The 20,227-nt window shown below is 67.9% G+C and carries 16 protein-coding genes; 2 read left to right on the plus strand and 14 right to left on the minus strand.

Annotated elements, in window-relative coordinates; all coding sequences use genetic code 11:
* Positions 1 to 188: 188 nt before the first annotated feature.
* Both pepN and ACTIFS_RS08005 read right to left on the minus strand, forming a co-directional pair.
* Positions 189 to 2,819 carry an aminopeptidase N gene (gene pepN, locus ACTIFS_RS08000; RefSeq protein ID WP_439573550.1) on the minus strand — a complete coding sequence of 877 codons (2,631 nt, stop codon included), beginning with the start codon at positions 2,817 to 2,819 and terminating at the stop codon, positions 189 to 191.
* Positions 2,820 to 2,874: 55 nt separating this feature from the next.
* Positions 2,875 to 4,254 carry a cation diffusion facilitator family transporter gene (locus ACTIFS_RS08005; RefSeq protein ID WP_439573551.1) on the minus strand — a complete coding sequence of 460 codons (1,380 nt, stop codon included), beginning with the start codon at positions 4,252 to 4,254 and terminating at the stop codon, positions 2,875 to 2,877.
* Between the two features lie 92 nt (positions 4,255 to 4,346).
* Between ACTIFS_RS08005 and ACTIFS_RS08010 the strand changes: the two genes are divergently transcribed.
* Both ACTIFS_RS08010 and ACTIFS_RS08015 read left to right on the plus strand, forming a co-directional pair.
* Positions 4,347 to 5,177: an alpha/beta hydrolase gene (locus ACTIFS_RS08010; RefSeq protein ID WP_439573552.1), complete on the plus strand. Its 831-nt coding sequence runs from the start codon at positions 4,347 to 4,349 to the stop codon at positions 5,175 to 5,177.
* Positions 5,178 to 5,243: 66 nt separating this feature from the next.
* A complete protein-coding gene (locus ACTIFS_RS08015) occupies positions 5,244 to 5,621 on the plus strand; it encodes a c-type cytochrome (RefSeq protein WP_439573553.1) in 378 nt (125 codons plus the stop codon).
* Between the two features lie 82 nt (positions 5,622 to 5,703).
* On the opposite strand, the gene ACTIFS_RS08020 is transcribed toward ACTIFS_RS08015, so the two are convergent.
* The 12 genes from ACTIFS_RS08020 to ACTIFS_RS08075 form a co-directional block, all read right to left on the minus strand.
* Positions 5,704 to 6,918, minus strand: a complete 1,215-nt coding sequence (locus tag ACTIFS_RS08020) for an acyl-CoA dehydrogenase (protein WP_439573554.1) — start codon at positions 6,916 to 6,918, stop codon at positions 5,704 to 5,706.
* Positions 6,919 to 7,002: 84 nt separating this feature from the next.
* On the minus strand, positions 7,003 to 8,250 hold the full coding sequence (locus tag ACTIFS_RS08025) for an MFS transporter (protein ID WP_439573555.1): 1,248 nt from the start codon (positions 8,248 to 8,250) through the stop codon (positions 7,003 to 7,005).
* A gap of 296 nt (positions 8,251 to 8,546) precedes the next feature.
* The gene (gene ade, locus ACTIFS_RS08030) at positions 8,547 to 10,262 is read right to left on the minus strand and encodes an adenine deaminase (RefSeq protein ID WP_439573556.1); all 1,716 of its coding nucleotides are present in this window, start codon (positions 10,260 to 10,262) and stop codon (positions 8,547 to 8,549) included.
* Between the two features lie 4 nt (positions 10,263 to 10,266).
* Complete coding sequence (locus ACTIFS_RS08035; RefSeq protein WP_439573557.1) at positions 10,267 to 10,968, minus strand: AprI/Inh family metalloprotease inhibitor; 702 nt, start codon at positions 10,966 to 10,968, stop codon at positions 10,267 to 10,269.
* Between the two features lie 42 nt (positions 10,969 to 11,010).
* A complete protein-coding gene (locus ACTIFS_RS08040) occupies positions 11,011 to 12,627 on the minus strand; it encodes an ABC transporter ATP-binding protein (RefSeq protein WP_439573558.1) in 1,617 nt (538 codons plus the stop codon).
* Positions 12,624 to 13,559 carry an ABC transporter permease gene (locus ACTIFS_RS08045; RefSeq protein ID WP_439573559.1) on the minus strand — a complete coding sequence of 312 codons (936 nt, stop codon included), beginning with the start codon at positions 13,557 to 13,559 and terminating at the stop codon, positions 12,624 to 12,626. The genes ACTIFS_RS08040 and ACTIFS_RS08045 overlap by 4 nt, the downstream gene beginning before the upstream one ends.
* Positions 13,556 to 14,497, minus strand: coding sequence for an ABC transporter permease (locus ACTIFS_RS08050; RefSeq protein ID WP_439573560.1), 942 nt, complete (start codon positions 14,495 to 14,497; stop codon positions 13,556 to 13,558). The genes ACTIFS_RS08045 and ACTIFS_RS08050 overlap by 4 nt, the downstream gene beginning before the upstream one ends.
* A gap of 72 nt (positions 14,498 to 14,569) precedes the next feature.
* Positions 14,570 to 16,174, minus strand: coding sequence for an ABC transporter substrate-binding protein (locus tag ACTIFS_RS08055; protein WP_439573561.1), 1,605 nt, complete (start codon positions 16,172 to 16,174; stop codon positions 14,570 to 14,572).
* A gap of 137 nt (positions 16,175 to 16,311) precedes the next feature.
* Entirely contained in the window at positions 16,312 to 17,739 is a 1,428-nt protein-coding gene (locus ACTIFS_RS08060) for an amidase (RefSeq protein ID WP_439573562.1), read from the minus strand.
* 42 nt (positions 17,740 to 17,781) lie between these two features.
* Entirely contained in the window at positions 17,782 to 18,132 is a 351-nt protein-coding gene (locus ACTIFS_RS08065) for a hypothetical protein (RefSeq protein WP_439573563.1), read from the minus strand.
* Positions 18,133 to 18,218: 86 nt separating this feature from the next.
* Positions 18,219 to 19,601: a TRAP transporter large permease gene (locus tag ACTIFS_RS08070; protein WP_439573564.1), complete on the minus strand. Its 1,383-nt coding sequence runs from the start codon at positions 19,599 to 19,601 to the stop codon at positions 18,219 to 18,221.
* Between the two features lie 9 nt (positions 19,602 to 19,610).
* On the minus strand, positions 19,611 to 20,183 hold the full coding sequence (locus ACTIFS_RS08075) for a TRAP transporter small permease subunit (protein ID WP_439573565.1): 573 nt from the start codon (positions 20,181 to 20,183) through the stop codon (positions 19,611 to 19,613).
* Positions 20,184 to 20,227: the final 44 nt, after the last annotated feature.

Consider the following 20,227-nt stretch of genomic DNA (forward strand, 5'->3'; position numbering starts at 1 on the left):
TTCTCCCCGCCGAAAAGTCTTGAAAATCTGCCCGGAGAGAAGCCCCAGCCCCGCCGAATCACGGGCATAAGAATCGATTTGCCCGGGGGCTGTCTAGAGTCGCGGACTCGGGCAATCGGAAATATTTGGTTAACGCCGATTGGAGCCTAGTCCGGTCCTATCGGTGGTCTGATCGGGCGTCCGGACCGTCAGCCGAGCGAACGCTGGACGATATCGGCGACATCGGCCGACAGGGGCGAGACGGCCGCGATCCGCCGCAGTTCGGCCTCGGCCTTTGCCCGCCGGACCGGCTCCATGGCGCGCCACGAGCGAAACGCCGACAGGAGCCGTGCGGCGACCTGCGGATTGCGCCTGTCGGTTTCGAGCACGACATCGGCGAGGAAGGCATAACCGGCCCCGTCCGCGCGGTTGAACTGGGTGGCATTGGCGGTGGCGAAGCTGCCGACCAGCGAACGCAGCCGGTTGGGATTGGTGGCGGAGAAATCCGGCCCCGTCATCAGCGCCCGCACCCGGTCGAGCGTGCCGGCTTCGGGGATGGAAGCCTGCAGCGCCAGCCACTTGTCGAGGATCAGGGCATTGCCGCGATAGCGGTCGCGGAAGGCGTCGAGTGCGGCCTCGCGCCGCGCACCGGCGTGCTGGGCGAGGATGGCGAGCGCTGCCAGGCGGTCGGTCATGTTGTCGGCACGCCCGAGCCGCTCGGCGACCGCCGCCAACCGGTCTTCGCCGCCGCCAGCCGCGGCGAGGTCGAGCGCGACATTGACGAGCGCGCGCCGGCCGGCCGAGGTCGAATCGGGAGAGAAAGGACCGGCGGGAGTGAAGCTGTGGATCACCGTATCCAGTGCAGGGCCGAGGCGCCCGGCCAGCGCCGCGCGCAGGCCGCGCCGGGCGGCGAGGATGGCGTCGGGATCGACATCGGCGCCGATCTCGCGGGCGATATCGGCCTCCGAGGGCAGCGCCAGCGCCTGGGCCGCGAAGGCCGGATCGGCATCGGCGCGCTCCAGCACCGATTGCAGCACGCCCGCCAGCGGCTCCACCGCCGCGGGCGGCGCGCCCGGCCGGCCGGCTGCCACGAGCGCGGTCGTCGCCAGCGTCTGGATCGCCTGCCAGCGATTGCAGGCGTCGGCGTCATGGCGGGCCAGGAAGGCAAGGTCATCGGCCGACAGGTCGGCCTTCAGGATGATCGGGGCCGAAAAGCCGCGGTTGATCGACAGGACCGGCCGCGTCGGATGGCCGGAAAAGACGAACCGGTGCCGGGCCTCGGTCAGGGCGATGACGCCGGGCACGGTCTCGCCGTCATCGGTCAGAAGCGGCCGGTCCTCGCCGTTCGCCCCGATCAGGCCAAGCGCGAGCGGAATGACCATGGGCTGCTTGTCGGGCTGCCCGGGGGTGGGCCTGAGGCTCTGCGTGATGTCGAGGGTGAAGGTGCCGGCAACCGGGTCGTGGCGGGTCGCGACCGCGACTTCCGGCGTGCCCGACTGGCGATACCAGAGGAAGAACTGCTTGAGGTCGCGGCCGCTCGCCTCGGCGAAACAGGCAACGAAATCCTCCGCCGTCGCGGCATCGCCATCGTGGCGCTCCAGATAGAGGTCCATGCCGCGCCGGAACGCCTCCGGGCCGATCAGCACCTTCAGCGCACGGATGACCTCGGCGCCCTTCTCGTAGACGGTCGCCGTATAGAAGTTGTTGATCTCGTGATAGATTTCCGGGCGAACCGGATGTGCCAGCGGCCCGGCATCCTCCGGGAACTGGTGGCTCTTGAGCAGCCTGACATCGGCGATCCGCTCCACCGCGCGCGAGCGCATGTCGGCGGAGAACTCCTGGTCGCGGAAGACGGTCAGACCCTCCTTCAGGCAGAGCTGGAACCAGTCGCGGCAGGTGATCCGGTTGCCGGTCCAGTTGTGGAAATATTCGTGGGCGATGATCGCCTCGATGGCGGCATAGTCCTGGTCGGTCGCGGTGTCCGGCAGGGCCATCACATATTTGTCGTTGAAGATGTTGAGGCCCTTGTTCTCCATCGCCCCCATGTTGAAGTCGGAAACCGCCACGATGTTGAACACGTCGAGGTCGTATTCGCAGCCATAGGCCTCTTCGTCCCAGCGCATGGAGCGCTTCAGCGCGTCCATGGCATAGGCGCAATTGTCCTGCTTGCCGGGCTCGACATAGATGTTGAGCGCCACCTTGCGGCCGGAGCGCGTGGTGAAGCTGTCGGACGCGCAGGACAGGATGCCGCCGACCATGGCGAACAGGTAGCTGGGCTTGGGATGCGGGTCGTGCCAGACGGCATAGTGCCGCCCGCCGGGCAGGTCGCCGGCCTCCACCAGGTTGCCGTTGGCGAGCAGCACGGGCGCCTCGGCCTTCTCCGCTTCCAGCCGCACGGTATAGACCGCGAGCACGTCCGGTCGGTCTGGGAAATAGGTGATGCGCCGGAAGCCCTCGGCCTCGCATTGGGTGCACCAGGTGCCGGAGGAGCGATAGAGCCCCATCAGCTGGCTGTTGGCCTCCGGGTTCACCTCGGTGACGATGGTCAGGCGGAAAGGGCCGGCGGGCGGGCTGGCAAGGGTCAGCGCATCCGGCGTTGCCTCGTAGCGGCTCGCCTCGAGCGCCTCGCCGTCGAGGGCGAGCGAGACGAGGGCGATGCCGTCGCCGTCGAACACCAGCGGCGCGTCGGGCCGGCCCTCGGGGTGTCGCTCGACGGCCAGTTCGGCCACCACACGCGTGCGCGTCGGGTGCAGGGACACGTCGAGGCGGACGCTTGTCACCACATGGTCGGGCACGCGGTAGTCGGAGAGCCGGACCGGCCTGGCCACGTCGCTGCGCATCGTCTGGGGCATCCCTGATGGTTGGTGGAGGGGGCCGACCCTATGGCCGCTTGGCTCAGGAGGGAAGGGGCCGCCGCGGCTCGGCATGGCCGACCACCCGCACGATTTCCGGATGGGCCCGCCGGAAGCGCCGCTCGATCCGGTCGACCGCCTCATGGACCTCGCCGATGGACAGCGCCGGGTCGGCGCGGCAATGGAACACCGCGACGAGGCCCTGCGGCGTGCGCCGGACGCGGACGCTGTGGACATCGGTGATCGGTCCCTCTTCCGCCGCGAAGGTCTTCAGCGCACCGGCCAGGTGCGCCACCGTCTCGGGCGGACAGTCGGCACCGGTCAGCATCTCGACCTGCAGCGGCTCGATATGCGTCTCCACCTCCACATCCTCGCCGAGTTCCTCGCGCACGGCCTGTTCGAGGTGGCTGGCGATGGTGTGGGCCTCGCCCAGCGACAGGGCGCCATCGACCTCCAGGTCGAGCCCGACCGACAGGCGCTCGCCGACATGGTGGATCGTGATGTGGTGGACGGCCAGCCCCTGAAGGCGCGCGGTGAGGTGGACGCGCTCCATCACCGTCTCGTCGTCGAGCGCCACCGCATTGGTGGTGACGGTGGTCTGGGTGTTTGGCCGCGCCGCCTCGGCGGCAGAGGCGATCGCCGACTTGATGGCCGCGACCCGGTGCAGCGGCAGGGTGCGGTTCACGTTCACCGCGATCTCGGCCAGCGTCTCGTTGCCCACCTCGCGCAGGCGAACCCGATCGACGGAGACGACGCCTGGGACCTGATCGACCGCTTCGGCCAGCGCCTGGCTGGCGCCCGTCGGGGCGCGGTCCATCAGCGTGTCGATGGTGCGCCGGCCGAGCCGCCAGCTCATGGCGCAGATGAGGATCGCGACCGCGATGGCGGCGATGGCATCGGCCTTGGGATAGCCGAGCCAGACGAAGCCGAGGCCGATCAGCACCACGGTCGACGCGCCCATGTCGGCGGCGAAATGCAGCGCACCCGATTCGAGCGCATGGCTGCCGGTCTCCTGGGCGAGGCGCGAGAGCACGCGCACGCGCCAGAAGTCGACGGCGATCACCAGCACCAGGAATCCGGCGAGCCAGGGGGTGACCTCAACGGGCTGGCCCCCGTCCAGGAGCCGGCGCACGGCCTCCGTCACCACGATTCCGGAGACCAGGAACAGGAAGGCGGTCTCGGCCAGCGCCGCGATCGATTCCACCTTGCCATGGCCGTAGGGGTGGTCCTCGTCGGCAGGCTTGTCGGCGAGCCGCACGGCGTAGAAGGTGAGCAGCGTCGCCGCCGTGTCGACCAGCCCGTGGGCCGCCTCCGCCAGAATCGCGATGGACCCCGAGGCGAAGCCGACGACGGCCTTGGCCACGGTCAGTGCGACCGTGACCGCAATGGATGCGAGGGCTGCCTTTTGCTTGATCGATGCCATGACGAATGCGCCGGGAGGTCGGGAGCGGTGAGCCGTAGGCCGACGCGGCTGCCCGGTCAATTCACGCTGCCCTCATGCCGCCCGACCGGGGCATGACCATGCCCGGACCCCATCTCGACGCCGAGTACAACAACCGCGCCATGGTGCCCGACCATCCGGCGATCATGGCCGGCTGGGCAACGGACGCCAGCGCCTTCCGCGCGGCGCGGCCGGATGCCGCCCTCGACCAGCCCTACGGCACCGGCGAGCGCCACCGCTTCGACCTCTTCCCGGCAGCCGGCGCGCGCGAAGGGGCCCCGGTGCTGCTGTTCATCCATGGCGGCTACTGGCAGGCGCTGGACAAGAGCTCGTTCAGCCACATGGCGGCCGGCGCCAATGCCCACGGGCTGGACGTGGCGGTGATGAGCTATGACCTCTGCCCGCAGGTGAAGCTCGGCGAGATCGTCGATCAGGCCATCGCCTGCGCGCGCGAACTGGATCGACGGACCGGCCGCAAGGTGCTGCCCTTCGGCCATTCTGCCGGCGGCCACCTGGCCGCGTGCCTAGCTGGCGCGAACTGGCCGTGGATCGGTGAAGCCCAACCGATGATCGCCGCAGCCATGCCGGTATCGGGGCTGTTCCACCTCGCGCCCCTGATGAAGACCTTCGTCAACAAGGCGTTGGGCATGGAGCCGGGCGATGCCTCCCGGCTGTCGCCGGTCACCTGGACCCCGCCGGAGGGCCTGAGGGTGACTGCCGTGGTGGGAGGCGCCGAATCCTCCGAGTATCACCGCCAGAGCCGGATGCTGGCCGAATGCTGGGCCGCGATGGGGGCCGAGACCAAGATCCTCGTCATGCCGGGGGCGAACCATTTCACGGTGATCGCGCCCTTTGCCGATTCCCGCTCGGTGCTGACGGCGGAACTCGTGGCGCTCGCGGCTTGATCGATCGCAAGGCGGCGGGCGGGCAGGTGGCGCAGGGTGGCGTCATCCCCGCCTGCCGAGGCCGCCATGGTCCCCCTTTCCCGCCCCGTTGCCCTCATCGCCGTCCTTGCCATGCTGGCCCTCGCTCAGCCGGTGCTTGCCCAGTCGGGCGCAGCCCGCGATCGCGTGCTGATCCAGCGCGGCGAGGCGCTGCTGCGCCAGCACTGCGCGCTGTGCCACGGCGTCGGCCGGGACGATGCCAGCCGCTACCCCAACGCTCCGCTGTTCCGTGAGCTCTCGCGCCGCTATCCGGTCGATGTGCTGGAGGAGGCGCTTGCCGAAGGCTTCACCTCGGGCCATCCGGCCATGCCGGAATTCGTGTTCTCGGCCGAGCGGGCGGCGGCCATCGTCGCCTATCTGATGTCGATCCAGGTCGAGCCGCGGGCAAGGCCCCAGCGACGGTGAGGGCGGGGCCATCCGGGAGCACCCTTGAACGACAAAGCCCGGCACGAAGGCCGGGCTCTGCACCATCAGACGGCCGCAACGATCAGAAGAAGGCCTGGATGCCGGTCTGTGCGCGGCCGAGGATCAGCGCGTGGACGTCGTGGGCGCCCTCATAGGTGTTGACCGTCTCCAGGTTCACCATGTGGCGGATGACGTGATACTCGGCCGAAATGCCGTTGCCGCCGTGCATGTCGCGGGCGAGCCGGGCGATGTCCAGCGCCTTGCCGCAATTGTTCCGCTTCATCAGCGAGATGGCCTGCGGAGCGAAGTTGTGCTCCTCCATCAGGCGGCCGAGGCGCAGCGCGCCGTGCAGGCCGAGGGTGATCTCGGTCTGCATGTCGGCGAGCTTCTTCTGCACGAGCTGGGTCGCGGCCAGCGGCTTGCCGAACTGCTTGCGGTCGAGCGTGTACTGCCGTGCGCGGTGCCAGCAGTCCTCGGCAGCCCCCATGGCGCCCCAGGCGATGCCATAGCGGGCCCGGTTGAGACAGCCGAACGGGCCGGACAGGCCGCGCGCATTGGGCAGCATGTTCTCCGCCGGCACGAACACGTCATCCAGGACGATCTCGCCGGTCACCGAGGCGCGCAGCGACACCTTGCCCTCGATCTTCGGGGTGGAGAAGCCCTTCATGCCGCGCTCGACGACGAAGCCGCGAATGGCATCGTCGGTCTTGGCCCAGACGACCGCGACATCGGCGATCGGCGAGTTGGTGATCCACATCTTCGAGCCCTTGAGCACGTAGCCGCCGTCCACCTTCACGGCACGCGTCTTCATGCCGGCGGGGTCGGACCCGGCATCGGGCTCGGTCAGGCCGAAGCAGCCGACCCATTCGCCCGAGGCGAGCTTCGGCAGGTACTTCTTGCGCTGCTCCTCGGAGCCATAGGCGTAGATCGGATACATGACGAGGGAGGACTGCACCGAACACGCCGAGCGATAGCCGGAATCGACCCTCTCGACCTCGCGGGCGATGAGCCCGTAGGCGACATAGCCGAGGTCGGCGCCGCCATATTCGGAGGGCAGCGTCGAGCCGAGCAGTCCAAGCTCGCCCATCTCGGTCATGATCTCGCGGTCGAAGCGTTCGTCCAGGAAGGCGGACGTGACGCGCGGCAGCAGCTTTTCCTGGCAATAGGTGCGGGCGGTCTCCTGCACCATGCGCTCCTCCTCGGTCAGGAGGGCGTCGAGGTTCAGCGGGTCTTCCCAGTTGAACTCCTCGTTGTCCTTCACATAGCCGGTGGCGGGGTGAAGCTGGGCAACAGCCATGGCGTGGTCCTCAAGCGAAACGGATCAGGTGTCTTAGGCCAAAGCCCGGAAGGCGCCAAGCATCCGCTCGTCATAGCCCGCCTGTCATGCGGTCGCGGGCGCGGGCAGGGCGCGCATCCTGGCGAGCGGTGAGGCCAGCGCCACCAGCGCTGAAGCGGCGAAGGCGACCGCGACGAGAGCCAGCGCGGCCTCGAAGCCGGCGAACTGGCCGGCAAGGCCGCCCGCCAGCGCCCCGACCGGCCGAATGCCGTAGATCGCCACCTGGATGGTCGCCGTCACCCGGCCCATCAGGGCTGGCGGCGTGACCAGCTGGCGCACCGAGGTCTGCATGACCAGCCAGAGAACCGGGCCGAAGCCGATGAGGCCGAAGGCAAGGCCTGCGGCGGCCAGTCCGCCAAGGCCGGGTGAGGCGACCATGATCAGCGCCCCGACGACCGACGAGACCGGTCCGAAGACCAGGACGGCGCGCGGTTCCACGCGGGCGAAGACGAAAGGCGCGGCGGCAGCCCCCAGGATCATGCCCATGCCGTTGGCGCCGAGCGCCAGTCCCGCGCCGGCGGCGTCGGTGCCGAGGCGGGCGAGCGCGAAGGGCAGGAACACCGCCAGCAGGGCCATGAAGGCGAAGTTCCAGAAGATGGCACAGAGCCCGATGGCCCGCAGGACCGGCTCGGCGGCCACGAAACGCGCGCCGTCCGCGATGGCGGCGAGAACCGGAGGACGGGCCGCCGGCGAATGCGGAGCGGCCGGCAGTCGCAGGGTCGTGGCGGCGAAAAGGGCGGCCAGAGCCAGCAGCGCGGCGAGCGGGTAGCCGGCAAGCGGCGACACGCGGGTTGCCAGCCAGCCGACGACGAAGGGCGCGGCCGTGGCCGCCAGCGCGCGGGCCAGCTCGATGCGGGCATTCGCACGCGGGAGGCCTGCGGGTTCGACCAGGACCGGAACGAGGCCGATCTGCACCAGCACGAAGGTCACGGTGCCGGCCGCGCCGATGAACACGGCGGCGCCCAGCAGCAGCGGACTGCCCAGGGCGGCGGCCGCTACCGCCGCGAGCGAGCCGGCAAGGCAGAGCATGAGCGCCGCGACAAGGACGTGCGAGCGCGGCCAGCGGTCGACGACGACCCCTGCCGGCAGCGAGACGACAAGCCAGGCGGCGGTCTGGGCCGCCACCAGCGCGCCGACGAGGCCGGGACCTGCGCCAAGCAGCAGGACGGCGGTGATGGGCAGGGCGGCAAGGGCGATCTGGTCGGCCGACTGGACCAGGCCGGCTGTGGCGAACAGGCGGGCAAAGGTCGGGCCGAGGCGGGCCGGGCTCGTGCGAGGCTGGCTTTGGGTCATGGCGGGTCTCCGGCACGAGCCCTCGCATGGCCTCAGGGGGTCAGGACACCCGATCTCTCCACCCGATTTCTGCGGACGCTTCAGTCCGGCGCGGCATGGCCGCAGATGCGTCCTTCGAGGCTCGCTGTCGCTCGCACCTCAGGATGAGGAGGGGCGCATCTTGCATCCGGGTCGATCCATGCTCGACCGTCGAGACCCGGATAGCCTCCGCGCAATGCACCAAACCTCCTCATCCTGAGGTGCGAGCGCGAAGCGCGAGCCTCGAAGGATGCAAAAGCCGACGTGCAGCGCCCGTCTCAGCCGATCAGTTGGAACCGGTCGACATCGACCATGCCGCGGTCGCTGATCTTCAGATGCGGGATGACCGGCAGCGGCAGGAAGGCGACCTGCAGGAACGGCTCGGCCAGCACGACGCCAAGGCCGGTTGCCGCTGCGCGCAGGGCCTTCAGCGGCTCGATCAGGTCCTCGAACGGCCTGTCGCTCATCAGGCCGGCAATGGGCAGCGACAGTTCGGCCAGCACCTTGCCGCCTTCGACCACGACGAAGCCGCCGCGGATGGCGACCAGCCGGTTCACGGCCGTTGCCATGTCGGCATCGTCTGCGCCGACCACGCAGATGTTGTGGCTGTCATGGCCGACCGAGGAGGCGATCGCGCCGCGCTGCAGGCCGAAGCCGTGGACGAAGCCGCGGCCGATATTGTCGTTGATGCCGTGGCGGGCCACCACCGCGACCTTCACAGCGTCCTTGTCGAAGTCGCACAGCACCCCACCATCGGCCGCCGGCAGGTCCATGGTCAGGTGCTCGGTGATGATCATGCCCGGTATGACGCCGATCACCGGGACGGAGGTGCCGGTGCCCGGCACCCGGAAATCGGCTGGCGTCACCCGCCGCGCCTTCATGCTGTCGAGGCCGACCGGCGCCACCGGCGCGCGCTCCGCATAGGCCTCGGGCCCGACCAGCACGCCGCCGGCCAGAACTGTGGAGACCGCGCAGGCCTCCAGGTCGTCCAGCAGCACGATATCGGCGCGCTTGCCCGGCGCGATCAGGCCGCGGTCCCTGAGCCCGAAGGCGGTGGCCGCCGTCAGCGAGGCCGAGCGGTAGGCGGCAAGCGGCGGCACGCCGAGCCGGATGGCCGTGCGGATGATGAAGTCGAGATGGCCCTCCTCGGCGATATCGAGCGGATTGCGGTCGTCCGTGCAGAAGGCGAGGAACGGCGAGGTCTGCACCGTGAGGAGGGGGGCAAGGGCGTGCAGGTCCTTGGACACCGATCCCTCGCGGATCAGCACCGTCATGCCCTTCTGGATCTTCTCCAGCGCCTCGTCGGCACCGGTTGTCTCGTGGTCGGTGCGGATGCCGGCCGCGATGTAGGCGTTGAGGTCGAGGCCGCCGAGAAGCGGCGCGTGACCGTCGATGTGCCGGTCGGAAAAGGCCTCCACCTTGGCCAGGCACGCCGCGTCCGCATGGACAATGCCGGGAAAGTTCATGAACTCGGCAAGCCCGATCACCCGTGGGTGGTCGCGATAGGGGATCAGGTCTTCGGCATCCAGCCTTGCCCCGGATGTCTCGAGATGCGTCGCCGGCACGCAGGACGAGAGCTGCACCCTGAGGTCCATGACCGTGCGGCTCGCTCCCTCCAGCATGTAGTCGAGGGCCGCGCGGCCGAGCACATTGGCAATCTCGTGCGGATCGCAGATGGCGGTCGTGACGCCGTGGCGGGCGACGCAACGGTCGAACTCCATGGGCGTGACAAGCGAGGATTCGACATGCAGATGCGTGTCGATGAAGCCGGGCACGGCGATGCGGCCCCGGCCCTCGATGACGGTCGTGCCGCGATAGTCGCCATAGGTGCCGACGATGGTGTCGCCGACAATGGCAATGTCGGTGGCGAACAGGTTGCCGGTGACGAGGTCGAACAGGCGCACGTCGCGGATGACGAGATCGGCTTCGGCGGTCCCGCGCGCGGCGGCGATCCGTCGGGCAAGCGTTGCGGCCGGAATCTGCGTCCCCGCCATCGTGTCACCTCCCGGCCCGTTCGAGCAGCAGCGGCCGGCCTCCCTCGGCCGGGTCCTTCATGAAGCCGGTCGCCGTCCGCAGGAACGACAGGCTGTTGCCGTCGAGGCCGTAGAGCACCAGCTTCGGAGCCTCGACCCGCCAGGAGGCGAGCCTCAGGCGGGTGACGGCAGTCTGGCAGCCCTGCGCGGTGACTCGCACCGCATAGCTTTCCTGGCCGCCCGGAGGCGGACGGTTCGACAGATGGACGCGGCAGATGACCTCGCCATCGGGCCGGCGCATCACCCAGTCGCCGAAGGCATCCCCCGCATTCGCGACCCGGTCGACGCCGGCCGGCGCGCGCACCAGCACGTAGCCGGGGGCCGGCTCGGGGGCGGAATAGGAGGCGTCCTCGTTTTCGGTGAAGCGCAGCAGCGGCTGGCGCGTGGCGCTGATCAGGGTGAGCCCGCCCACCGGGTGCCAGGCAGCGGCAGAAGCGATGGCCGGCACCTTTGCCGCGCAATCGGGTTCAAGCTCAAGCGCATGGCCCCCGATGGCCGGCTCCGCTCCGAGCCTCACCCGGCAGCCCGGCGCGCCGTTGATCGGCGCAACCAGCCAGGAACCGGCGAGGCTGCGCAGAATGTCCGGATCGACCGGCTGTCCGGCGGCCTGCAGGCTCAGTGAGCCTGTGAGGAGAAAGGCGATGAAGGCAGTCAGGGCGCGGCGCATGGGGCACTATTCCACGCCGCCGCGGCCCTGTCAGGCCATCCGTCACGCGACCCTGGCAAACTCGAAATTGCGGCCGGGAGCTGCCTCGAACAATGCCTTGGTATAGTCGTGCTGGGGATTGCCGAAGACCTCGGATGTCTTGCCGTGCTCGACCACCACGCCGTTCTGCATCACCACGATCCGGTCGCAGATCTGGGCGGCGACGCGCAGGTCGTGGGTGATGAACAGGACGGCGAGGTTGAACTGCTTGCGCACGTCGTCGAGCAGGTCGAGCACCTGAGCCTGCACCGACACGTCGAGAGCCGACACCGCCTCGTCGGCGATCAGCACCTCCGGCTCCATCGCAAGCGCCCGGGCGATGCAGATGCGCTGGCGCTGGCCGCCGGAGAACTGGTGCGGATAGCGATCCAGCGCATCGGGTGACAGGCCGACCAGTTTCATCAGGTCGCGCGCCTTGGCCATGGCCTGGGCCGGGGACACGCCGAAATTCATCGGTCCCTCGAGAATGGAGGCCCCCACCGAACGGCGGGGATTGAGCGAGCGGTAGGGGTCCTGGAAGACGATCTGGCAATGTTTGCGATGCGGCCGCAATTCGCGCTGGGACAAGGTCGCCACATCAAGGTCGCCCACGCGGATCGTGCCGGATGTCGGGTCGATCAGCCGGGCGATGCAGCGGGCAACCGTCGACTTGCCCGAACCCGATTCGCCGACGATGCCGAGCGTCTCGCCGCGGCGGATCTGGATATCGACATCGGTCGCCGCCTTGACCTCGCGGACCTTCTGGAAGAAGCCGCCGCCGCCATAAATCTTGGTCAGCTTCACCGTTTCCAGCGCGACCGTGCCGGTCAGGGTCTCGCGGACCGGAGGGGTGAGCGTCGGCACGGCATTGATGAGCATCTGGGTATAGGGATGCTGCGGGTGCTTCAGCACCTCCTCGGCCGTGCCGGTTTCCACCACATGGCCGTGCTGCATGACCACCACCCGATGGGCAATCTCGGCGACGACGCCGAAATCGTGGGTGATGAACAGCACGCCCGTGCCGCGCCGCTCCTGCATCTCGGCCACCAGCTTCAGGATCTGGGCCTGCGTGGTCACGTCGAGGGCCGTGGTCGGTTCGTCGGCGATCAGCAGCGCCGGATCGAGCACCAGCGCCTGGGCGATCATGATGCGCTGGCGCTGGCCGCCGGACAGCTGGTGCGGATAGGCGTCGAAGATCTTGGACGGGTCCGGCAGGCGGACCGAATCCATCACCGCCAGCACCTTTTCCTTGCGCTCGGAAACGCCGAGACCGGTATGGATCTGCAGGACCTCGTCGATCTGCGCGCCGCAGGTGACGACCGGGTTGAGAGCCGTCATCGGCTCCTGGAAGATCATTGACATGCGCGTGCCGCGCAGCGCCCTGAGGCGGCTGGCCGAGGCTTTCAGCATGTCCTCGCCGGCCAGCAGGATCTCGCCACCGGTCGCCGCGAGTTGGCCCTTGGGCAGCAGCCCCATGACCGAATGGGCGGTGACCGACTTTCCCGAGCCGGATTCGCCGACCACGCAGACGATCTCGCCCGGACTGACCGAGAAGGAGACATTCTCCACCGCATGGCGGCGGTCCGCACCCTTCGGCAGGTCCACCGTCAGGTTGCGGATATCGAGGATCGGAACGCTCATCCGCGCTTCTCCATTTTCGGATCGAGCGTGTCGCGCAGGCCATCGCCCAGCATGTTCACGGCAAGCACGGTGAGGGCGAGGAAAATGCCCGGATAGAGGATGTTGTGCGGGAAGACGCGGAACAACTGCCGGCCCTCTGCCATGATGTTGCCCCAGGTCGGGATTTCCGGCGGGATACCGATGCCGAGGAAGGACAGGATGGCTTCCACCAGGATCGCCGAGGCGCAGATGAAGGTTCCCTGCACGATCAGCGGAGCGATCGTGTTGGGCAGGATGTGGCGGATCAGCAGGAGCGGTGTCGGGGTGCCGGACATGATGGCAGCCTCGACATAGGGCTCTTCGCGGACGGACAGCACGACCGAGCGCACAAGCCGCACGACGCGCGGCACCTCCGGGACCACGATGGCTATGATGACGGAGAGCAGCCCGGCTCTCGACAGAGACACGACGGCGATTGCGAGCAGGATGGCCGGAATCGCCATCAAGCCATCCATGACCCGCATGATGATGCTGTCGAGCATCCGGAAATAGCCGGCGAGCAGGCCGACGACCAGGCCGATGCTGATCGACAGGACCGCCACGGCGATGCCGATGAAGATGGAGACCCGTGCGCCGTAGATAACGCGTGAGAACACATCGCGACCGAGCGTATCGGTGCCCATGTAATGCGTCGTCGTCACGCGCGTGCCGTCGTCTGCGCGCGAGGTGCTCTCCATCATCGGCAGGCGGTTGCGCGCGCCCGGATTGATCGCCGACGGGTCGGATGTGGCGATCAGCGGCGCGATCAGGCCGATGAACACCATGATCAGCACGATGATCGAGCCGGTGACGACGGCCGGATTGCGCCGGATCTTCTTCCAGACGGTCGGCTTGGCCGGTGCCGGAGCGTCGACGGCTTCGGGAATCGGCGTGGTGGATGCGGGGGCGGTCAATAGCGGATCCTCGGATCGAAGATCGTGTAGGACAGATCGACGATCAGGTTGATCAGGACATAGACGAAGGAAAAGGCGAGGATGATCGCCTGGATGACGGGGAAGTCCCGGGCGAGCACGGCATCGACCGTCAGACGGCCGAGCCCGGGGATCGAGAACACGCTCTCCGTCACCACGACGCCGCCGATGAGCAGGGCGACGCCGATGCCGACCACGGTGGCGATCGGCACGGCGGCGTTTTTCAGCGCATGGGCGAACAGCACCTTCATCTCGGTCTGGCCCTTGGCGCGCGCAGTGCGGATGTAATCCTCGGACAGGACCTCCAGCACGCTGGTGCGGGTCATGCGCGCGATCAGTGCCACGTAGATCACCGAAAGCGTGAGCGCCGGCAGGACCAGGCTGCGGAACCACGGTCCGACGCCATTGCCGATCCGCTGGTAGCCCTGGACGGGGAACCAGCCGAGCTTGATGGCAAAGACATAGACGAGCAGGTAGCCGATGACGAAGACCGGCACCGAGAAGCCGATCACCGAGAAGCCCATGACCACGCGGTCGATCCACGTGCCCTGCTTGTAGGCGGCCAGCACCCCGAGCGGGATGGCGATGACCACCGCCAGGACGATGGTCAGAACGGCGAGCGACAGCGTCGGCTCGATCCGCTCCGAGATCAGCTCGACGATCGTCTTGCGGAAGAAGAAGCTCTCGCCGAGATCGCCGCGGAAAAGGTTGCCCAGCCAGATGAAGAACTGCTGGAGAATGGGCTGCTCGAGGCCGAGCTTCTGGCGAATCTCCAGAATCTGCTGGGTCGAGGCATTGTCGCCGGCGATGATCGCGGCGGGGTCGCCGGGCGTCAGCCGCAGCATGAGGAACACCATCACGGCGACGGTGAACAGCACCGGCACGGTCGCCGCGAGACGTCTGAGAATATACGACAGCATGGTTGGGCCGATCTGGTCCCCAAGCAAAAGGAAACGGCGGCCGGACGTCCGGCCGCCGTTTGGTTTACGGGCTTACGCGCCGCGAGACTTCTCGATGTTCCAGAACACCGGAGCAGGGGTTTCCAGCCAGCCCGAGATGTTGGAGCGCGTGGCGCCCGCTCCGTACCACTGTCCAAGATGGATGTGGGTCGGATTTTCGGAAGCACGCCGCTGGACCGCCTCGGCGATCTGCTTCTGCTCGGCCGGGGTGCCGGCGCGGGCAAAGCGGGCACGCAGCGCCTCCATCTCCGGATCGTTCGGCCAGCCGAAGGCCGCCTTGTCGCCCGAGGCATTGAAGAAGCCGGCCATGACCGGGTTGAGAATGTCGGCCGCAACCCACGAGGTGAGCATGGCGCTCCAGCCGCCCTGCGTCGGCGGGTCGCGCTTCACGCGGCGGGCAACCACCGTCTGCCAGTCCATGGACTGCATGTCGACGACGAAGCCGGCGCGCTCCAGCAGCGACTTGGCCACCGGCGCCAGGTTGGTCAGCACCTGCAGGTCGGTCGAGTGCAGCAGCACCACCGGCTCGCGGTTGTAGCCGGCCTCCTGGAGGAGCTGGCGCGCCTTCGCGAAGTTCGATTCCAGCTTGTCCTCCATGCCGGCGGTCGACTCCAGCGGCGTGCCGCAGATGAACATGCCCTTGCAGACCTTGTAGTATTCGGGGTCGCCGATGGTCGCCTTCAGGAAGTCCTCCTGGTTCAGTGCATAGAGCACCGCCTGGCGGATCTTCTGGTTGTTGAAAGGAGCGGTCGTGTGGTTGAAGCGCATCGTGTACTGGTTGCCCAGCGGGTTCCAGTTCACGATCTTCACGTTGCTGTCCGCCTTCAGCAGCGGATAGAGGTCGTGGCTGGGCGATTCGATGATGTCGATCTCGCCGGCGAGCAGGGCGTTGACGGCCTGCTGCTGGTCGCTGATGACCCGCCACTCGACGCGGTCGACCTTGACCACCTTGCCGCCGGCGAGGCTCGAGGCCGGCTCCGAACGCGGCTTGTAGCCCGCAAACTTGGTGTAGACGGCACGGTCGCCGGGCTTCCACTCATCGCGCTGGAACACGAAAGGTCCCGAGCCGACGAACTCGGTGATCTGGCTGTTCGGGTCGGTCTCGGCGACGCGCTTCGGCATCATGAAGGGCACGTTCGAGGACGGCTTGCCGAGCGCGAAGACGAGCAGGCCGGTCGGCTCCTTCAGCTTGATCTCGAAAGTCTTGGGATCCTTTGCCTCCATGGTGGCGATGAAGCCGTTCACGGTCTGGCCGAGCGGGTCGCGCGCCGCCCAGCGGCGGATGGAGGGAATGATGTCCGCGGTGGTGACGGGCTGGTTGTCATGCCACATCAGGCCGTCGCGCAGGGTGAACGTGTAGGTCAGCTTGTCGTCGCTGACGGTGTAGCGATCGACCATCTGCGGCTGCACCTCGCCCTTGGCGTCGAGCGCGAAGAGCGTGTCGTAGATCATGTAGCCGTGGTTGCGGACGATGTAGGCGGTCGTCCAGATCGGATCGACGATGCGCAGGTCCGAGTGCATCACCACGCGCAGGACATTTGCCGCGCCCTGGGCCGAGGCGCCCGAGGTGCTCGCCATGGCACCGGCGGCGGCAGCGCCGGCCATCACGGTGCGGCGGGACAATTTGACGGATTTCATGACGACTCTCCCCTGGAACTCCACGCGCCGGGTCCGGCCCGGCCGTCGGAAGGCTGGATCAGACGACGCCTGACGAAGCGGTGTCAATCCCGTTGCACGGGCAACGGTCGCGCATTTTCCGAGCATTTGCCCGCGGGTTAGGACCGGCTGTGCGACATGTGGACGCGCGCGGGCGGGCGCGCGGCCTCAAAAGCCCGCATCGCCCTCAGAACGAGGTCGTCGCGGCGCTTCGGCCCGACGATCTGCAGGCCGACGGGCAGTCCATCGGCATCGAGGCCGCAGGGGACGGTACCCGCCGGCTGCTGGGTGACGTTGAAGGGCGGCGTGAACGGACACCAGTCGGTCCACAGGGGTCCCCAGGCGTCCTGGCCGGCGAAGCCGGGTGGCGGCAGGTCCGCGCCGAGCGGGATCGCGCCCGTCGGCATGGTCGGGGAGAGGAGGAGGTCGTAGCGCTCGTGGAAGGCGGCCATCGCGACGACAACCTGGGTGCGGCGGTAGAGCAGGGCCTCGATCAGGGCGGTGGCCGGCATGGCCGCGCCCGTCTGGGCACAGGCCACCAGACCCGGATCCATCTGGGCCCGCTGCACGGGCGTGAACGCGGCCAGCGCAAGTGCTGCGCCGGCGTTCCAGATGTCCCAGGCGATGGGCGCCGGGTCCTCTACGGGCGGATCGACCTGGTCCACGGTGGCGCCGAGATTCTCGAACACCCGGGCCGCCTCGGCCACGGCCTTCTCGACGGCCGGGTCGACCTTGGTCGCGAAGCCAAGGCGGGGCGAATAGGCGATGCGCAGACCCCTGACCCCGTCCGCCGTCCCGATCGTGTAGTCGGGGGCCGGCGTGTTCCACGCCATCGGGTCGCGCGCATCCGGTCCCGACAGGATGGAGAGCAGGGCCGCGACCTCCCGGACATCGCGGGCGATCGGGCCGAGATGGGCGAGTTCGCCCATCACCGAGATGGGGTAGGCCGGTACCCGCCCGAAGCTCGGCTTGATGCCCGAAACGCCGCAATAGGCGGCCGGAATGCGGATGGAGCCGAGGCCGTCGGAGCCGAGATGGAAGCGGCCGATGCCGAGCGCCGCTGCCGCCGCGCCGCCGGAGGTCGAGCCGCCGGCCGTCCGCTCAAGGTTCCAGGGATTGCGGGTATGGCCGGTGAGCGGTGATGTCGACAGGCCGATCCAGCCGAACTCCGGCATGGTCGTGGTGCCGAGGATGACAAGACCCGCCTCCCGGCAGCGCGCCGTCACGGGCGCATCGAACGTCACCGGCTCCTTCGGCGTGACGGCCGATCCCTTGAGGCTCGGCCAGCCGGCAACCGCCATATTGTCCTTGATGGTCACGCCAACGCCGTCGAAGGGCCCCAGCGGGTCCCCGCGCATCCAGCGGGCTTCCGATTCGCGCGCCCAGCCGAGCGTGCGCTCGCGGTCGATCGTGACGAAGGCGTTGATCGTGGCCTGGCTCGCCTCGGCCCGGTCGAGAGCATCGGTTGCCACATCGACCGGCGACAATGTGCGCCGGCGAAAGGCGGCCCCAAGGGCGAAGGCATCGAGTTCGGACAGGACGGTCATGCAAGGGCTCCCCTTCCGGCCAACCTGCCACGCCGCCGGGGGTCAGGTTAAGTCCCGCTTGCGGGGAGCCGACATGCGCGGTCTGCGGCTGCGGCGCCCGGCCTTGATGGCGGCGATCTGCTCGCCGTCCTCTTCCTGCAGGAAACGCCCGCGTTCGAGCACTTCGAGCGTGTATTCCTCATAGGTCAGGCCGAGCTTTTCAGCCCGGCCCAGGCGGAACAGCGCGACGTCGCGGGACTTCGGCTTCCAGGCTGCCTTGGAGGCCCGGCTCCAGGTCAGGAAGCGATGCGGGTCGCCCTTGCCCCAGGGCGGGCTCCGCTTCTCTTCCAGCGGCGGCCCGCCATTGTGGCCGATCCCGACCGGGCCCGTCGCCCGCCTTCGCCTGCCCGCCATGGTGAATCCCGTCTCTCCACTTTCAGAGAGATGAATCCACTATGTGCGAAATCGCGCAAGCGCGTCAGGCGGCATGGGAGCCGTGCTCATTGCAGGAAGCCCCAGTAGCGTGGCAGCCACAGCACGAAATCGGGGAATGCGATGCAGATCGCGACACCCAGCATCTGGATCGCCACGAAGGGGATGATGCCGCGGTAGATGTGGCCCATCGTCACGCCCGCCGGCACCGCCCCCTTCATGTAGAACAGGGCAAATCCGAACGGCGGTGTGAGGAAGGCCGACTGCATGTTGATCGACATCAGGATGGCAAACCAGGCCAGCACCACCTGCTTGCCCTGCACGAAGGTGCCGAAATCGGCATTGCCGATGATCGGTCCGAAGATCGGCAGGACGATGAGGCAGATCTCGATCCAGTCGAAGAAGAAGCCCATGATGAACACGAGGATCATCACGAAGATCAGGATCTCCCAACCGGTCGTGATGCCCACGGCCTTGAGCACGTCCACGACGATATCGTCGCCGCCGAGTGCCCGGAAGACATAGGCGAACAGGGTGGCGCCGAAGATGATGAAGAAGACCATGGCATTGGTCAGCGCCGAGGAATGCATCACCTCGCGCAGGATCTTCAGGCTGAACTGCTTGTTGAAGATGGCCAGCAGAATGGCGCCCGCGCAGCCGACACCGGAGGCTTCCGTCGGCGTGGCCCAGCCGGCGAAGATGGAGCCGAGCACGAGACAGATCAAAGCCGCCGGCGGGATGAAGGTGCGCCAGGTCAGCGACCACAGCTCGCCTGCCGTCTGCGGTCCCTCGTTCGCGCCGAGCGGCGGAGCAAGGTGCGGCCGCCACCAGGCAAGGGCGATGATGTAGATGACATAGAGCGCCGAGAGCAGCAGGCCCGGCAGGAAGGCGCCGGCGAACAGCGTGCCCACGGGGATCGACATCAGGTCGCCCATGATGACGAGCATGATCGAGGGCGGGATCAGGATGCCGAGGGTTCCGGCCGAGGCGATGGTGCCGACCGACAGTTCCTTCTGGTAGCCGCGCTCCAGCATGACCGGCAGGGCGATGAGGGTGAGCATCACCACCGAGGCGCCGACAATGCCGGTGGTGGCCGCCATGATCGTGCCGAGCAGGGTAACCGACAGGGCAAGCCCGCCCGGCACGCGCCGGAGCAGCACCTGCAGCGTGTGCAGGAGTTGCTCGGCGACCCGTGATCGTTCGAGCATCGTCCCCATGAAGATGAACATGGGAATGGCGACCAGAACCTGGTTCTCGACCGCCTGTGAATAGACCCGCGGCAGCAGCGAGGCGAACTGGACGGGGCGGAACACGCCGCCCCAGATGCCCAGCAGGGCGAAGAAGACACCGGTGGCACCGAGCACGAAGGCAACCGGATAGCCGACGAACATGACCCCGATGAGCGTGAAGAACATCAGGATGGCGAGGTGGTCGATGAAGAAGTCCCACATGGTCCTGCCTCACGCCTTCGCCGGGATGTGGAGCGCCTCATCGGCGAGCGGCGGCGGTCCCCACAGGAAGACGATGCGGCGGAGCATCACCGAAATGACGGCGGCCAGGACCGACAGGAACCCGTAATAGAGGAAGCCCTTGATGACGAACCGGTAGGGCAGCCCGTTCGGCGCATTCGAACCTTCCATCTGGCGGAACGACTGCACGAAGAACTCGTGGGCGAAAGGCAGAGCGACGAACAGATAGGGCAGGGCAAAGATGATGCAGCCGATCAGCTCAAGCCGGGCTTGCCGGCGCTGGTCGAGATGACCGGTGAACACGTCGATGCGCACATGGGCATTGCGGATATAGGCGTAGCCCAGCCAGGTGAGGAACAGGACGGCGTGGAAATGCCATTCCAGTTCCTGCAGGCGCGTGGAGCCCAGGTCGATGCCGAACAGATTGAGCTGGAAGCCTGCCTTGCGCGTGATGACGTCAAAGCAGATCGTGACGATACAGGCGATGAAGAACCAGGCCCCGACATGGGCAACCGACTTCAGGACCGCATCAATAGCATTGCTGACGCCAAGCAGGCGGCGCATCTCATCACTCCCGGAATGGCCACGCTGGCACGGGCGTCCGCTGG

Source organism: Phreatobacter sp. (genome assembly GCF_051860605.1).
GTDB lineage: Bacteria > Pseudomonadota > Alphaproteobacteria > Rhizobiales > Phreatobacteraceae > Phreatobacter.

What these genes read in the sequence shown, in the direction of transcription:
- ACTIFS_RS08060 (WP_439573562.1), bottom strand. Translation starts at nt 17,739, where the DNA reads ATGACCGTCCTGTCCGAACTCGATGCCTTCGCCCTTGGGGCCGCCTTT.
- ACTIFS_RS08065 (WP_439573563.1), bottom strand. Translation starts at nt 18,132, where the DNA reads ATGGCGGGCAGGCGAAGGCGGGCGACGGGCCCGGTCGGGATCGGCCAC.
- ACTIFS_RS08070 (WP_439573564.1), bottom strand. Translation starts at nt 19,601, where the DNA reads ATGTGGGACTTCTTCATCGACCACCTCGCCATCCTGATGTTCTTCACG.
- ade (WP_439573556.1), bottom strand. Translation starts at nt 10,262, where the DNA reads ATGGCGGGGACGCAGATTCCGGCCGCAACGCTTGCCCGACGGATCGCC.
- ACTIFS_RS08015 (WP_439573553.1), top strand. Translation starts at nt 5,244, where the DNA reads ATGGTCCCCCTTTCCCGCCCCGTTGCCCTCATCGCCGTCCTTGCCATG.
- ACTIFS_RS08040 (WP_439573558.1), bottom strand. Translation starts at nt 12,627, where the DNA reads ATGAGCGTTCCGATCCTCGATATCCGCAACCTGACGGTGGACCTGCCG.
- ACTIFS_RS08055 (WP_439573561.1), bottom strand. Translation starts at nt 16,174, where the DNA reads ATGAAATCCGTCAAATTGTCCCGCCGCACCGTGATGGCCGGCGCTGCC.
- ACTIFS_RS08010 (WP_439573552.1), top strand. Translation starts at nt 4,347, where the DNA reads ATGACCATGCCCGGACCCCATCTCGACGCCGAGTACAACAACCGCGCC.
- ACTIFS_RS08020 (WP_439573554.1), bottom strand. Translation starts at nt 6,918, where the DNA reads ATGGCTGTTGCCCAGCTTCACCCCGCCACCGGCTATGTGAAGGACAAC.
- pepN (WP_439573550.1), bottom strand. Translation starts at nt 2,819, where the DNA reads ATGCGCAGCGACGTGGCCAGGCCGGTCCGGCTCTCCGACTACCGCGTG.
- ACTIFS_RS08075 (WP_439573565.1), bottom strand. Translation starts at nt 20,183, where the DNA reads ATGCGCCGCCTGCTTGGCGTCAGCAATGCTATTGATGCGGTCCTGAAG.
- ACTIFS_RS08050 (WP_439573560.1), bottom strand. Translation starts at nt 14,497, where the DNA reads ATGCTGTCGTATATTCTCAGACGTCTCGCGGCGACCGTGCCGGTGCTG.
- ACTIFS_RS08025 (WP_439573555.1), bottom strand. Translation starts at nt 8,250, where the DNA reads ATGACCCAAAGCCAGCCTCGCACGAGCCCGGCCCGCCTCGGCCCGACC.
- ACTIFS_RS08035 (WP_439573557.1), bottom strand. Translation starts at nt 10,968, where the DNA reads ATGCGCCGCGCCCTGACTGCCTTCATCGCCTTTCTCCTCACAGGCTCA.
- ACTIFS_RS08005 (WP_439573551.1), bottom strand. Translation starts at nt 4,254, where the DNA reads ATGGCATCGATCAAGCAAAAGGCAGCCCTCGCATCCATTGCGGTCACG.